19 protein-coding genes are annotated in these 14,318 nt (G+C 52.1%); 8 read left to right on the forward strand and 11 right to left on the reverse strand.

What is annotated here, in order from left to right; genetic code table 11:
* Positions 1-70: 70 nt before the first annotated feature.
* A complete protein-coding gene (locus tag LIX15_RS24145) occupies positions 71-607 on the reverse strand; it encodes a hypothetical protein (protein ID WP_227777745.1) in 537 nt (178 codons plus the stop codon).
* Positions 604-1,209 (reverse strand): DsbA family protein, encoded by a 606-nt coding sequence (locus LIX15_RS24150; RefSeq protein WP_227777746.1) that lies wholly within the window; start codon positions 1,207-1,209, stop codon positions 604-606. The genes LIX15_RS24145 and LIX15_RS24150 overlap by 4 nt, the downstream gene beginning before the upstream one ends.
* A gap of 367 nt (positions 1,210-1,576) precedes the next feature.
* Here LIX15_RS24150 and LIX15_RS24155 point away from each other — a divergent pair, with 367 nt between their 5' ends.
* Positions 1,577-1,927: an ArsR/SmtB family transcription factor gene (locus tag LIX15_RS24155; protein WP_227777747.1), complete on the forward strand. Its 351-nt coding sequence runs from the start codon at positions 1,577-1,579 to the stop codon at positions 1,925-1,927.
* Positions 1,928-1,962: 35 nt separating this feature from the next.
* The gene (locus LIX15_RS33785) at positions 1,963-2,190 is read left to right on the forward strand and encodes a DUF7521 family protein (protein ID WP_438267230.1); all 228 of its coding nucleotides are present in this window, start codon (positions 1,963-1,965) and stop codon (positions 2,188-2,190) included.
* 69 nt (positions 2,191-2,259) lie between these two features.
* Here the strand turns inward: LIX15_RS33785 and LIX15_RS24160 are convergent, their stop codons facing one another.
* On the reverse strand, positions 2,260-2,940 hold the full coding sequence (locus tag LIX15_RS24160) for a cytochrome c biogenesis CcdA family protein (RefSeq protein WP_227777748.1): 681 nt from the start codon (positions 2,938-2,940) through the stop codon (positions 2,260-2,262).
* A 485-nt stretch (positions 2,941-3,425) separates the two neighbouring features.
* Here LIX15_RS24160 and LIX15_RS24165 point away from each other — a divergent pair, with 485 nt between their 5' ends.
* The gene (locus tag LIX15_RS24165) at positions 3,426-3,863 is read left to right on the forward strand and encodes a hypothetical protein (protein ID WP_227777749.1); all 438 of its coding nucleotides are present in this window, start codon (positions 3,426-3,428) and stop codon (positions 3,861-3,863) included.
* A gap of 265 nt (positions 3,864-4,128) precedes the next feature.
* Here the strand turns inward: LIX15_RS24165 and LIX15_RS24170 are convergent, their stop codons facing one another.
* The 8 genes from LIX15_RS24170 to LIX15_RS24205 all read right to left on the reverse strand — a co-directional run bounded on the left by LIX15_RS24170 (position 4,129) and on the right by LIX15_RS24205 (position 10,849).
* Positions 4,129-4,830 carry a DUF2270 domain-containing protein gene (locus LIX15_RS24170; protein ID WP_227777750.1) on the reverse strand — a complete coding sequence of 234 codons (702 nt, stop codon included), beginning with the start codon at positions 4,828-4,830 and terminating at the stop codon, positions 4,129-4,131.
* A gap of 352 nt (positions 4,831-5,182) precedes the next feature.
* Positions 5,183-6,334 carry an MBL fold metallo-hydrolase gene (locus tag LIX15_RS24175; protein ID WP_227777751.1) on the reverse strand — a complete coding sequence of 384 codons (1,152 nt, stop codon included), beginning with the start codon at positions 6,332-6,334 and terminating at the stop codon, positions 5,183-5,185.
* A gap of 524 nt (positions 6,335-6,858) precedes the next feature.
* The gene (locus tag LIX15_RS24180; RefSeq protein ID WP_227777752.1) at positions 6,859-7,257 is read right to left on the reverse strand and encodes a helix-turn-helix domain-containing protein; all 399 of its coding nucleotides are present in this window, start codon (positions 7,255-7,257) and stop codon (positions 6,859-6,861) included.
* Between the two features lie 66 nt (positions 7,258-7,323).
* On the reverse strand, positions 7,324-8,301 hold the full coding sequence (locus LIX15_RS24185) for a sulfite exporter TauE/SafE family protein (protein ID WP_227777753.1): 978 nt from the start codon (positions 8,299-8,301) through the stop codon (positions 7,324-7,326).
* Between the two features lie 17 nt (positions 8,302-8,318).
* Positions 8,319-8,468, reverse strand: a complete 150-nt coding sequence (locus LIX15_RS24190) for a DUF7512 family protein (RefSeq protein WP_227777754.1) — start codon at positions 8,466-8,468, stop codon at positions 8,319-8,321.
* 239 nt (positions 8,469-8,707) lie between these two features.
* Positions 8,708-9,175 (reverse strand): YeeE/YedE family protein, encoded by a 468-nt coding sequence (locus tag LIX15_RS24195; RefSeq protein WP_227777755.1) that lies wholly within the window; start codon positions 9,173-9,175, stop codon positions 8,708-8,710.
* Positions 9,172-9,666, reverse strand: a complete 495-nt coding sequence (locus LIX15_RS24200) for a YeeE/YedE family protein (RefSeq protein WP_227777756.1) — start codon at positions 9,664-9,666, stop codon at positions 9,172-9,174. Before LIX15_RS24200 ends, LIX15_RS24195 begins: the two co-directional genes overlap by 4 nt.
* 1 nt (position 9,667) lies before the next feature.
* Positions 9,668-10,849 carry an MBL fold metallo-hydrolase gene (locus LIX15_RS24205; protein ID WP_227777757.1) on the reverse strand — a complete coding sequence of 394 codons (1,182 nt, stop codon included), beginning with the start codon at positions 10,847-10,849 and terminating at the stop codon, positions 9,668-9,670.
* Between the two features lie 204 nt (positions 10,850-11,053).
* Here LIX15_RS24205 and LIX15_RS24210 point away from each other — a divergent pair, with 204 nt between their 5' ends.
* From LIX15_RS24210 to LIX15_RS24230, 5 genes are all read left to right on the forward strand, one after another.
* On the forward strand, positions 11,054-11,296 hold the full coding sequence (locus LIX15_RS24210; protein ID WP_227777758.1) for a sulfurtransferase TusA family protein: 243 nt from the start codon (positions 11,054-11,056) through the stop codon (positions 11,294-11,296).
* A 5-nt stretch (positions 11,297-11,301) separates the two neighbouring features.
* Positions 11,302-11,685, forward strand: coding sequence for a DsrE family protein (locus LIX15_RS24215; protein ID WP_227777759.1), 384 nt, complete (start codon positions 11,302-11,304; stop codon positions 11,683-11,685).
* A gap of 2 nt (positions 11,686-11,687) precedes the next feature.
* Entirely contained in the window at positions 11,688-12,254 is a 567-nt protein-coding gene (locus tag LIX15_RS24220) for a DsrE/DsrF/DrsH-like family protein (protein ID WP_227777760.1), read from the forward strand.
* Between the two features lie 115 nt (positions 12,255-12,369).
* Positions 12,370-12,909, forward strand: a complete 540-nt coding sequence (locus LIX15_RS24225) for a DUF1684 domain-containing protein (RefSeq protein WP_227777761.1) — start codon at positions 12,370-12,372, stop codon at positions 12,907-12,909.
* A gap of 292 nt (positions 12,910-13,201) precedes the next feature.
* Positions 13,202-14,317 carry an MBL fold metallo-hydrolase gene (locus LIX15_RS24230; protein ID WP_227777762.1) on the forward strand — a complete coding sequence of 372 codons (1,116 nt, stop codon included), beginning with the start codon at positions 13,202-13,204 and terminating at the stop codon, positions 14,315-14,317.
* Position 14,318: the final 1 nt, after the last annotated feature.

Genomic DNA, 14,318 nt, shown 5'->3' on the forward strand with positions numbered 1-14,318 from the left:
CTTGTACTCCGGATTTGACGCTGGTTTCCACCAGTTTGTTTGTGTTTACTGTATTCCATAATTGAACCAGTTATATGTTAAGTCGACATTCGCGAGGGTCGCCTGCACGCACAAGGAATGCAAGGAGAAGAATGATACCGCCGACCCGGAGTAAATCACCATGGAACGGCATTGCGGCCAGTGCACCAGCAAATCCAAGGAACCCAAGTAATCCAGCACCACAACTGGCACAGCCCGATGCAACGAGACCTGGTAATACACCGAGCAAATCCGACAGACTGGACACCCCGGTTGCACTTACTTGGGCCACAACGTTGACGATGGATACACCGGTTAGTACTGCGTACGAAATAATGAGCGCAAGACCAAACCAGCCATTCGTTGCCAGCACATTTTCGGTCAGAAGTATCATTGAGTCGTCAAACCATTGTACTCCTGCCCCAAGCATCTGTATCGACATCTCGGGAAACGTCGAAAGGATGAGTAGGACATAGGTTACAATCGCAATGAAAATTGCACTGAGAACTCGGGGTGCTGAACTCATTGGATAGGCAAGTGCACTCTGTAGATCCGTCCCCCATCGACGGACTCGTGTTTGTCCGCTCATTTTCTTACCTCTTCAATCGTCGCTTCAAAGCGGGGATACGGTTGGGCACCCTGAATCGTCGCCGTTGAATTGCCCGAAGTTGGGTTGTGGAAAATGAATGTTGGTGTTACACCCACTCCTTTGTTGTTTCCCGTCTTTTTGTCATTGGCAACACTCGCTGCCAAGGACTGTTCGTTTTCTTGGAGGCACGACGCGACTGCACTGGCGTCAACGCCCTCTACACTTTCTGTGATATCGAGCAGATTCTGTTTTTTCGCCCAGCCCGAGTTCGGTTTCTTTTGTGCGTCGAATATCGACGCATGCCAGCGTTTGAATGCGTTTGGATCGCTCTCCTTGACTTGGCGCCAAACGCATTTTGCCATTCGAGCTGCTGTCTTTGAAGCGTCTCCGATGGTTACGTATTCAAGGACGACGAGTCGCACTGTCCCTGGTTTAATATAGTTTTCGAGGAGTTTTGGGAAAGTATTTTGCTCGAATCGATTACAAAATGGGCACTGATAGTCACTCCAATAGTAGAGATCCACCGGTGCCTCAGGCGATCCCATCAAGGGATTATCTTCTAGGTTGATCCCAAATTCGGTCGTTTCAGAACTCGCATACACCAACGATTGTGGCTTAGAGGTCGACGTGGTGGTTGTACCTTGGTTTGTGCTGGTTTCGGTTGCCGATTGTGTTTCAGACGTTTTGGAATGCGTAGTACTGGTCTTACTAGACGGCGTCCTTTTCGTAGTAGTGCTTTGTTCTGTTGTAGACTGCTTGTTAGATCCAGCATTAGTATCTGTACATCCAGCTAACCCAGTAAGCAGTATCCCGGCCGTTCCGAGGAACGCTCGTCGGCCATTTCTATCGGTGCTATCAGACATAATCGGTACCTCAAGCGAGACACGGGGAGATGATAATCCACCCGCTCGTTTTCAGGATTAGAAGTACCTCGGCACCTTTTAAATGGAGCTCATTCCTATTCCAAGTGTGAGTGAGGAACCGAGTCCAGCCGACTTGTTCAGTTTGCTGGATGATGAGTATGCCCGTGCGATCCTCACGAAAACAAGTAAACAACCGATGTCAGCTCAGACTCTTAGTACTGAATGCAATGCGTCGCTCCCGACCATCTACCGTCGGTTAAATGATCTAGAGAAGGAAAATTTAGTCGAAAAACGAACGCAATTGGAGGCAGATGGTAATCACCGAGCAGTTTACGAGGCTACTGTGGAGCACGTCGAAGTTGACATCGTTGATGGTGATCTTACTGTACGCGTCACCGAACGCGATACTGCCGACCGATTTACACAGGTGTGGGAAGACATGAGAGGGGACCGATAATGCGTATTGAGCTGTTTGTTGGAAAACTACTTGTAATGGGACTCGGACTCCTCATTGCATACCAAGGATTTCGTGGTTACCGTCGCAACCAGAGTGAGCCAATGCTCTTTGTCGCAATCGGCTTTGTTTTCCTTACCATCGGAGGGACGATGGGATGTTCGCTTATACAGTCACTACATATCTCGGCCGCTACGTTTGGCGTTGCCCAAACTGTCTTAGTTGCGGCCGGGATGGGTTGTGTCCTCTACTCATTATACGGATGACAGGGGTCGCACAATCAACTTAAACGTATAGGTAACCCAGTTTGAGAAGCAAACAGGTCGTTGGTGAACCTAAACATAACCAAACGATCGGAGCGAATACCACGTTACGTAGAGACCGATAAGCACGAACGCTGCACTACCGAGCGTTTGGGCACGAGCGGCGTACTGGCCGAGAGAAAGTGATCCTTTCGAGAGCCCTGCGACAACACTCAGTCCGATCATCAGAGTTCCCATCCCCGCAGAGAATGCCACAAAGACGGTTAATCCGGAGAGGAAACCCGCTGTGAAGAACGACGACAATACAATGCCGAGAAAGACAGGGAGGTTGCAGGCGAGACTTCCAACGCCATAGAACATCCCGAATGTGAAAAACTCCGAGTTCGATACTTCCCCACGTTTCGGGAGTGCTACCGGTCGCAGCGGCGATGTTCCACGATAATATCCGACCCCGAGTATAATGATGATCGGCCCAACGAGTAACTCAAGCGACGAGATATATGGCTGGATCCACTGTCCAACGGCAAGAACGACACCACCGACGAGCAAATATAACAAAACGATACCGAAAGTGGCGATAGTTCCAATACGAAACCCTCTCAGTGCGCCAGTTCGTCCACATCCGACAACTGACAGTGTCGTACCGACCAATACGGCGGCAACCGGCGGGAGGTAGCTTCCTGTCCCAAGTTTTGCAAGCGAGACGATAAATTGATAACCCGGTAACAGTAGCCGGATGCCAGCGGTCGCCATATAAAATAGCGGAACGGCACCTAGTAAAAAGACAAGAACTCCGTTCACGAGGAGCACTTGGCGAGCGAGACCCCGTGATTCGTCGTTTAGTATCGCCTCTGATATGGATCCCGTCGTGGTGGAAACAGCGGTCCCATCACCGGCCTGAGTCAAATCGTGGGTAAAATAGTAGTTCAAATACGCGGGCAGCAAGCCGACACTACATGGAGCGAAAAACATCAATACACCCGCGGCATAGGCCGCTATCAGCAATGGTGGCTGGTTGATCGCAATCATCATTCATCTCCCTGATAATTGGGTGGGACACCCAGACAAGTGAGTAAGAATGAATCACACGTACTGGTCATTAAGGAAATAGTCTGTAGCGTCATCAACGTCTTCACATTCCGAATTATGATGAGAGGCCCTCTAAATACACAGGTGCGTTTGCAGGACCAGCAAATCGTCACTTGGTTTTATGCTCATTTTGTGTGTCGTTTGAGCCAATGCCGCTACGGACAGCAATTGTGAAAGGACTGGCGGCCAGCGTCGGATCGTTTCTCCTGTTCGGTGTTGTAACAGGACTTCTTCCGAACCCACTATACATTCGGATGGTTCCACGAACTCTATTCGATTACACATTTCTCGTTCTTACGTCACTATTTGCTGGGATATATATCGCCCAACAATCCATAGCCGGTCGCGCTGGTGATGGCCGTTTAGCTATCGGTAGTACTATTGTTGGCTTCCTTGCCTTCAGCTGTCCGATCTGTAATGTGTTCTTACTCGCGCTGTTCAGCAACTCCATGCTGATGACGTATCTTGATCCGTATCGTCCCCTCTTAGGCGTAGTATCAGTGTTACTCTTCACTGGACTACTTTACTACCGCTACCAGCAAAGTTGTGAATCATGTGGAAGTACAGCTGAGTCAGGAAGTACCTAGAATCGCACTACAGAGTATTAATAAAGACAGTTACTATTCGTTCTCGTAGTCACCACTCGTTGGATCAAAAACTATGATAGGTGATCTTGAGACAGCATGTATGCATATGAGTGGTTAACAATACACGAGCAAGGAACCGCTGTGATCACAAACGTAATTTTGGCCTATGATGCACTTGTTCGACGAACGTATGCTTCATCGCAACACTTCCTGCTATCGCTGGACAACCATAGTAGAAAAACAATATCCTATCTCAGTGAATTGCTTACCGATCCCTACGGAAATCCACTGTCCGCAATTCTTCGTATGCGTGCCACGTTCGAGGTCGATAAGCGATTATTATTAGAACGAGCGAATATATGATTACTACACTAGTTACGAGTTCCCCAGGGATTTGACCGATAGATGCACTCGCTGGCCATGATTGTTCAACGAACGCAGTAACGCGAATAGTCCATGCTGCAAGCAAAACGGCAAATAATGGCAAGTAGATCCGACGAAGTCGATGTGCAATCGCTTCTTCCATCGTAATTTTGAGTGTCGGTTGATCATAGTCTTCAGCCAATTTCTGTCGCCAGGTTGGGTCAGCGAGCTCCCGTGATGGATCAAGGCCTGGAGCAAAGACATTCCGTTGGAGTTCTCGAACACGTGATCGCCAGATGTCGTACCCGCGATAACGCCGTGCTTCGATGATTAGGAATACAGATAACGTTGCCCAACCGACAAGAATTACATAGTGTGGGTGAGTCTGACTCGAAAAGGCCCACGTCAAAATTGCTGCCATCATGAGAACAGCCCAGTTCGTAGTTTGGTCAAGCCGCTCTCGCCAAAATTTCATTCGGTGAATTTCCCCTCGGTAGAGATGTGCGAGAGAAGAACTAGGCCCCATTTCCTCATCTAAGAGTCCCTTTCCGACATCACGGAAGGAACGACTGTCCGTATCGAAGTCATCTGAATGATTTGTCATTGATATCTAGGAGTGATGTGATGGCAACGGAACTGAGTTTTGATCTTCATTGATCTTCTTCTCCATCATTCTTGTTGTCATTCGGTCCATCCTAGGGAGCGCACCAACAATGTTTGACATCGACATATTAGGATTCCCACCAGAACTTAACTGCAGACTAGTTGAACGCCCTCAAATAATATACCACTTCAATAGAATGTATGGGAGACACTCGTGCACGCCATCCGCCATCAGCGAACAACTAGCTTTGGGACGTGCGTCGGGAATGTAATCCCTCGTGGGGTTAAGTCGATCTGTTGCCGGCACAGTTGCGAAAGAACCGAGGAAAGATACTGCGGTGTGGGTTTCGGAATCAGGCGGCACAGTTGTTTGCACCAGTCTCAAGCTTTGTGGCGTCACGGCTACTCTCGATAGTTTCCTTCCCGCGGTTAATGCCGATAATCGTCTCGTAGTTGTCCGGCTTCTCTGGGACGTTCTTAACCATTCGTTCTACGAACGCTTCCTCGTCAAGGCCGACGAGATCGAGTTGCGTACGAACATCACCGAGAGGTGTTCCAACCAAGTTACCTGGAGATGCGTTCTCGTAGGTGCCATTGTTATTCACCGTAACATGGCCTGGAAGGACGGTTTGTTCGTCCGGAAGTTCCAGCAGTGTTTCGTGCAGCGTCTTATACTGCATCCGTGCTCCCTCCTCGGCTGCATCCTCGCCGAACTCAAGCTCTGTGCGTCCAACTGAATCGAGGAATAAGCTATCCCCCGTAAGTACCGCTTCGTCGCCGATCCGGTAGATGACCATCTCTGTGGTGTGACCTGGTGCAAACAGCACTTCAATCTCGACATCACCGACTGCGATCGTTTCGCCATCTGCAAACGCATCAAACTCGTAATCGATATCGCGTTCGGTCGCTTTCTCGCCCAGATAATAGGGAACATCAAGTCTGGTAGCAAGGTCATGACCACCAGAGATGTGATCTGCATGCACGTGTGTGTCGAGGACGGCCGTAATTGTCATTCCTTTCTTAGCAGCGGTGGTTATGTATTGGTCAGTGTGCCGAGTTGGATCGACCACAATGGCCTCGCCTGTGCGCTTTGATCCAATGAGGTAACTCAAACAGCCTTTCGCTCGGCGCTGAAATTGAACAATGCAGAGGGCGTCATTTTCGGTGTCGACGTGAGCGGTTTCGTACAGCGAGTTCCAGTTGCGCATCCCTCCATTTACGACCGCTACATCTTCGAACCCATTAGCGTCTAACTCGGATGCGAGCCGTGTCGATGTCGCCGCTTTTCCACAAATCGTGATGATCTTGTTATCGTTTGCTAACTCCTCGATTTTTTCGTGCTGGTCCTCACTCAGGGTCTCCCCAGGTCCGAATGGAACGTTCTCTGCACCCTCGATACGCCATGCTTCATAGCTGTCTTCTGGACGTGTATCGATGAGCGTGTAATCGCTCGTGCCCGAATCCTGTCTTTCCGCTAGTTCTCTGGCAGTGATTTTCTCGAACATTGTCGTATTCTCTGTACAATATTGGGATAGTTAAACATTCTTGCTCTTAATAGGCAATACCGTCATAGAAGGCCGATGGATATCGTGTTCCGTTCGATTGCTTCTGAAGCCGTCTCAAGGTCGCCGACCGGACGGAGGGCAAACCCGGTGCCCGAAGCGTCTGATCGGCGTGGAGATCGCTAGATATGGGAACAACTATACATCAATAGACGGAGCAGAGCGAGTGCTTCGGGCTTGATCCCGAGACGGTTCGCAATGATGTCTTCGGTTGAGAGGTGCATCCACAATCAAGCGTGGTTCACGAAAACGTCGATAGTTGTCTCCTTACCAACAGCACGTGCATTTTATCTCTGAGAATGACCTCGACGGGTAGTAAACGAAATACTGCTCTCGTCTGGAAATCTGGTTTCTCCTAGTGAAAGTAAAGTACGAATCAAGACTGATTCAAGGATATTCGTGGAGATTCAGATCGAGAGTTCCTTGTTATGGGGTCTGGATTCTAAATTCGTTCGTCACTACTATTACTATTCGACAACAGCTACCTGCTGAGATTGGTTGTACTTGTCTTCGAATTCTTGGACGAGCTGGCCCATCTTCGCATACCAATCGTTGAGCATTCGCTGCATATCAGCTGCAATTTCGTCCGGACTCGTTGGGGAGTAGACGTGGTAGTATCCGCCCTGCTCGTAGTTCACCTGCTCTTTTTGGACGAAGCCCGCCTGCATTAATCGTTGGATGGAGCGGTAGGCGGTCGACCGCTCCCGATCGATACGGTCGGCGATTTCGTCGATTGTCAGCTGTTCGGAGCTCTCCGCAAGGAGTTTGAAGGTCTCTTTGTCGAGATTCTTCAGGCCGTGCATACACTCCAAGAGTCCTTCACACTCCATGTCTGTCTTGAGATACTCGCTCATCGAATCTGCCATTGTATCGAATTATAGGGACTCAATAGATAAAAATGGTTTGCAAGGTTTATACAATACCAAGATCGTCTATGACGTCGTTAGGCGACACAATGATCCAACGCGCTTCTCACGGATTCGACAGACGGCCGCAAGTACCACGGCGCCACTGACAAGAATTGCCGCCCCGAAGATGAGCACGATACTTACCGTGTTGAGCAGCTCGATCCCGTAGGCGGTACCGAGTTCCTTTGCAGCGACCGCAATACTCCCGGCGAGCAGCATCGCTGCGAAATAGCCCTTGATCTCGTCATCGTCGACGAGTTTCGTAGCTCCCGCACCGATACGCGCTCCGAGTGCGCTCCCAATGAGCAATGAAGCCACGACTGGCAAGGCAACTGCATCGGCCTGCGCGTAGGCGAATGCGCCGTACGCGCCGGAGATCGTGATCTGAAGAATGTCAGTTCCCACGGCGACCGCAGCGGGGACACCGAACCCGTACACCATCGCGGGCATCAAGAGGAATCCACCGCCAACGCCAAGGAATCCAGACAAGACACCGATTATGAGTCCAACTGCAAAGATGATGACGCCCGACACACGGACATCGCCTCGCAGGGACACCATCGGCCACAATTCGATCGATTGAACCGTCTTGGAGAGGTCGAATTTCGCCGAATCGCTCGTAGAGCGAGCGTCACGTAGCGTGAGCACCCCAACCGTGGCCAACAATCCAACATACGCGATACTGATGATTAGATCGGCCATGCCCGTCTCCTCGAGAAAGAGGACAACTCCTTTTCCGCCCTCAATACCGAGCGTTATGGCGACCGTCATGATCGCTGCGAGCTTGTAGTCGACTTGGCCGTGATCATGGTGTCTTAGCGCGCCGATGACGCTCGTCCCAAACACGAATGCGAGTCCGCTCCCAACGGCGACTTTCGCGGGGTAGCCCATGACCAACAGCGCTGGCGTTACGAGGAACGACCCACCCATCCCGAAGAACCCGAAGAGGGTTCCAATGAGCAGGCCGAATCCGACGAAGATGGAAACCGTCAGAAGACCCATTCCAAGTACCTCCATGATTACTCACCTTCGAGTGTTTCGAGGACAGTCGAGCCAACGACGCCTGTCAGCGCACCGTATCCAGCATACAGCATGATGGCCTCTGCGAAAACAATTCCTACTGTGGCCACCGCCTGTGCTGATCCACTGAACGATTCAATTCCGATCATATCAAATCACTGTCATCTTCATACGTGTGAGTGTAGAGTTCATACTATTCTCTCCAATAGTGTCTTCGCCGTCGGGGTTGAAAACGGTTTTGGACAAATCCCACAATACTATATCCGAGTAAGGAATTGATGGCGTCGCATATGCTATCGATAGGTTATGACATCGGGGAAAAGCGATCGACAGGTAGCACTTTCGAAAGAGTCAGGTCTCCTTCACAAAACCAACGAATCAGAAAATATCAGTCGTCCGCGGACGTTGTGTCCGCGGAGGCAGGGGTTCGAACGTTCCGCCAGTACCCCTGTGCGTATGCACCGAGGAACATTCCTGCGATGGCCCACAGAATCGGATAGTTGCCGATACCTACGCTTGCATAGGCAGCACCCGGGCAAATACCGGAGAGACCCCAGCCAACGCCGAAGATCGTCCCTCCGATGATAACGTTGCGATCGAACTTTTTGATCCGACGTGTGTATTCACGTGCGGTCAGCGGCGCGCGGTCGAGATAACGTGTCGCAATAGCGAACATAATCCCCGTCACAACTGCCGCACCGCCCATCACGAACAGGAGCCCGAAGTCCTCGAATTGGAGGAAGTCCAGAACGACTTCGGGACGAGCCATTCCACTGATAGCCAATCCGAAGCCGAAGATCAGCCCCCCGACGTAGATAATGGGCAGGAACCACGGACTGCGTTCAGCATCGCTCACGGTACCACCCCGAGTGCTTGGACGAGTTGGGCAGTTCCAATGGCAAATACGAGGAACGTCGCGACGTTCACGAGGGACGTGTTCGAGAGCGAGCCAACACCACAGACGCCGTGGCCGGACGTACACCCTTTCCCAAGGCGAGTGCCAACTCCGACAAGGAACCCACCACCAAGCAGTCGCCACCACTGCACGTCGGTCGTCCAGACACCAGGATTCAACACGAGTCCGTAAACAGCGGCACCGCTGACGATGCCCGCGGTGAACACGAGCCGCCAGTCGCGTGACCGGATGTATTTGAAGCGATTGAGCCGCGGAACGTCGGAGACGTAGGACAACGTTGACTCGAGGAACGTGCTCGCACCCGCGATGATCCCCGTCGCGAGGTAGATGGTTGCGGCACCGAGGCCGACGAGCACTCCACCGAGGAGGTATGGCAGGATTCCTCGCGGAAAGAGCTCACTGACCGTAAACAGTGGAATAGGCATATTCATCTTAGTTCGTTAGCGCCTCCTCACTGGCTGCGCAATTGTTCGGCCCGAGTTCCAGTTCGAATGCTTCTTCATCGTCGGGCGACTGCTGGCCGAGATTGGTTGCAATGATTTCTTCGTAGTTCGCAGGACGAGGTGGCATGTCCGAGACGATGAAGTCGACGAACTCGTCTTCGTTCATCGAGAGTGCGTCCATCAACACCTTCAGCTCGCCAAGCGTGGCCGTGTACGTGCCATCGTCGTTCGGCGTCGCGGCGTTGCTGAAGTGTGCAGGGGCAACAATCGTGTCGTCCGGGAGGGCCAGAATCTTCTCCCGAAGTGTCTCGTAGAGTGTCCGTGCCGCGTTCTTCGCGGCTTCGGGGTCTTCGAGATCTGGTCGGGCGACACTTTCTGTAAAGAGCCCATCGCCGGTGAACAGCACGTTTCCGACTTTGTAGGCTGTCATCCCCGTCGTGTGACCGGGCGTGTGGATGACCTCAATCTCCACGTCACCGACGGTGAGGGTGTCACCGTTTGCGACGGTCTCGTACGGCAGATCGTACTCGACACCACGGTTAGCGGCTGGCGTTGGGAGGACTGCCGTCGCGTCGGGCTGTTCTGTAAGCGTCCGGATGCCGGAGACGTGATCCGCGTGAATGTGTGTATCCAGTGCGTATCGGAGGTCAGCACCGAGGGTCCGCACATCCTGCATGTACTCTGCTGTGAACGCACGGAGTGGATCGATGACAGCTGCTTCATCACCGGAAACGATGAGGTATGCCAGACACCCACTTGATGGCCGCTGGTACTGCGCGATCGTCGCGTCGAAACCGATGTCGAGTTCGGTGTACTCGTATACGCGCGCCCAGCCTTTCATTCCGCTATCCAGATGGTTGACATCGTAGCCCTCGTCTTCAAGGTTCTCAGCAACCATCTCGCTCGAGCCACCCTTCGCACAGAGCGCCGTAATCTTTTGACCTTCGGGGAGTTCTGCAAGGAGTTCATCAGGAATTCCGTCCAGCAACTTGAAGTAGGGATAGTTCACGATGTCGACGTTCTCGCCGTCGATGTGCCACTCTTCGAACTCACTTTCAGCGCGTGCGTCAAGGAGGAATACATCCTCACCGCTGTCGATGCGCTCTTTCAGTTCCTCGGCCGTAATCGATTCAACCGAATCGTCGGTGTCTGTTGCGATCCCGTCGTTCATCTTCACTCGTACGTATTCACGCGTTCCAGATAAGGCTTTGCATAGAATTCCAAATTATATGCAATACAGTATCTCATATTTGTGCCTTTTAACCATCTATACGCCGTTTTACTTCGATTCGGCGTAGTAGTTGTGTGGTTTAGGTGATTTACTAACGACACACTTTTACACACGGCGCCAATATTGGGTGGTGAAGCCAATACCATGACCGAATACGAAATCTCCGAAACACTCGACGTCAAAGGGCAGAACTGCCCGATGCCGGTCGTCAAAACCAAGCAAAATATCGACCAACTCACAGCAGATAGCGTCCTCGAAGTGCTCGCAACGGACCCTGGAAGTATGAGTGACATTGCTGGCTGGGCCGAGACTACTGACGGTGTTGAACTCGTCGACCAAAGAGAGGGCGACGACGTGTACAAGCATTACGTCCGAAAAACGGAGTAAGAACAATGGACAAAATCGGAATCATCGTTTCCAACGAGAACCCGAAAAGCCTTGCAATGGCCATGAATCTTGGACACACTGCGTTAGCGTCCAACATTGAGGTGATCACCTACTTCACCTTCGATGGGTTGACGCACCTGATGGAAGGTGAAAAAGATCTGTCGGCAATTGAACCGCTCCTTGACGCAGGGATGCCGAATCCATACGATTTGCTCGATCAATTCGTTGCTGACGGTAGCGACCTGGTTTCGACGGTCGCCTGTACAACGACACTCGATATGCTCGAGTGGGAACAGGAAGCGATGGACGATTCGGTGACGACTAAGTTCGCAGGCGCGGCAACCTTCCTCAACGAAGTCGACGACGCCGATCAGGTGTTCACCTTCTAACCATGAGTACGGATACACCACCGACGTCCGGCACTGATGTAGCCGCGCTAGAAACCCGTATCGAGGAACTCGAGTCAGAACTCGCTGACCTCCGTGACGAAAGCGACGACTCGAAGAAAATGTCGATCATCGCGACGAAAGGGACGCTTGATATGGCGTACCCGCCCCTCATCCTCGCGAGTACGGCCGCCGCGTTCGGTTGGGAAGTAACGGTCTTTCACACTTTCTGGGGACTCGATATCCTGCACGAAAAGCGCTCGAAGAACCTCAAGCTGAGTTCGGTCGGGAATCCCAGTATGCCTGTGCCAAACGCGATCGGCGCACTTCCCGGCATGGATCGCGTGACGACGAAGATGATGGAACGGCGGATCCGAGAGAACAACACCGCCACCATCGAAGAACTCCTCGAAACATCACTGGAGATGGGCGTTGAGCTCCAGGCCTGCCAAATGACGATCGACTTGATGGAGTACGACGAAGACGACTTCTACACCGGGGTTACTACTGGGGTCGGTGCCGCGACGGCACTCCGGGACATGGCCGATGCCGACATTCAATTGCTCATCTAAAATTTCGTGGTTTCGCTATCGAGCTGGCAGATCGATCAGCGAATCCTATTTCTGGTCTGGTTCCCTCGCCAATACGTGCCCAAAGAGCTAGTACATCAACCGTGAATATACGGATATGGGATCGGAATGGCAACAGACGCTCAAGGAGCAACGCACGAAGAAAAATCAGTACTTCCGCGAAAACCCCCATTCGCCCATCCCCGCCGAGGAGCGGGATTCGTTCGAGGGGCTCGACTACTACCCGATCGACGAAACGTACCGGTTCGAGATGCTGCTTCACGAACACGAGGAAAAAGAACAGCTCACTGTTGCGACGAGCACCGAAGGTGAACGTGAGTATCTTCGCTGGGGAGAGTTTCAGTTCACGCTTGACGGTGAGCAAGTGACCATTCAAGCGTACAAGTCCGACCCGAACGAGGATCGTCTGTGGGTGCCGTTCCGTGATGCAACAAGTGGTGACGAAACGTATGGGGCGGGACGGTATCTCGATCTCGAACGCGACGTCCACTACACCAAAGACGGAATGTGGATTCTCGATTTTAACGAAGCTTACAACCCGACCTGCGCGTACAACGACCGATACGAATGTCCGCTCCCACCCATGGAGAACTGGCTCGACGTACCGCTCGAAGCGGGGGAACAGAAGTATTCGTAATGACATCAACGGATAACGAGCGACGACTCTCTTGACCTCTGTTTCGGTTATATCGACGCATCATCAATCTGAGCCGTATACTCCGTTTCGTTGCCCATGCACGTGCTTTGATTCTGAGATCTGTATAATAGTATTGTATATTTTCTGCTGTTTTGTGTAGAGTCAGTATCAGCTGTCGAAACGATTTCAATGAATTAGAACCCGTATTATAGAGATATCACGCGTAACTATACCAGATAGATTGGCTACCGCCGACAAGCTTTTTAGTATCTATTGTATAGTATTGGGTGTAATGAGCAATACAGACTACTCGAAGCCGACTATGAGTCCCGACGAGGTAGCGGCGCGTCGCGACGACGAGGAATTGTTCATCCTCGACGTCCGTAACGAGGACGACTACGAGGAGTGGCACGTTGAGGGGAGCTATAACCTTCCGATCTACGACCAGCTACTCGACGAGAACTTCATTGGATTAGAGGCCTCGCTCGACGAAATACCGAACGATAAGGAAATCGTCGTCATCTGTGTCGCCGGTGTCACGTCCGCCCGTGCCGCGGAGTTCCTTCGCGACCAGGGCTACGATGCCACGTCGATGGATGATGGGATGAACGGTTGGGGACGTGTACATGTATCCTATGAAATCGAAGACATCGACGGCGTCACGCAGATCGTCCGCCCTGGGACGGGTTGTATCTCATATCTCGTCCACGACGATAATGAGGGTGTGATCGTCGATCCCAGCCTCTATCTCGATGAATACCGTGACGTTGCTGCTGACTACGGCATTGAAATCGTCGCTGCGATCGACACGCACGCCCACGCCGACCACGTGAGTGGCGGTCGACCCATGGCTGACGAGTTCGACGTGCCGTACTACCTAAACCCGATCGACGCTGCAGACCTCGACGAGTACGCCCCCATTGAAGACGGCGACACGATCACTGTTGGCGATCGCGAGCTTGAGGTCATCCACACGCCCGGGCATACGCCTGGTAGCATCTCCCTTACGTGGGGCGATGCCCTGCTCTCGGGCGATACGCTGTTCATCGATAGCGTTGGCCGCCCTGACCTCGAAGGAAGCGACGAGACCAACGTGCGCGAAGCGGCAACCGAGCTGTTTGATAGTCTCGACCAACTCGCTACTTTCCCTGACGACACGGTTGTCCTCCCGGGTCACTTCAGCGACGAGGAGATTCGCCCGCTCGCGACGTCGCTTGGAACACTCGAAAACGATAACCAGCTGTTCGGCATGGAGAGCCGCGATGAATTCGTCGACACTATCGTCGAAAGTCTCTCTGACGAACCCGCAAACTACAACGAGATCAAGGCTATCAACTGGGGGAAAGAACCGCTAACGGAAGGGGTCGGAGAACTCGAACTCGGCCCGAACAACTGCGCTGCGAACTAAC

Source organism: Haladaptatus pallidirubidus (assembly GCF_020700235.1).
Classification (GTDB): Archaea; Halobacteriota; Halobacteria; order Halobacteriales; family Haladaptataceae; genus Haladaptatus; species Haladaptatus pallidirubidus.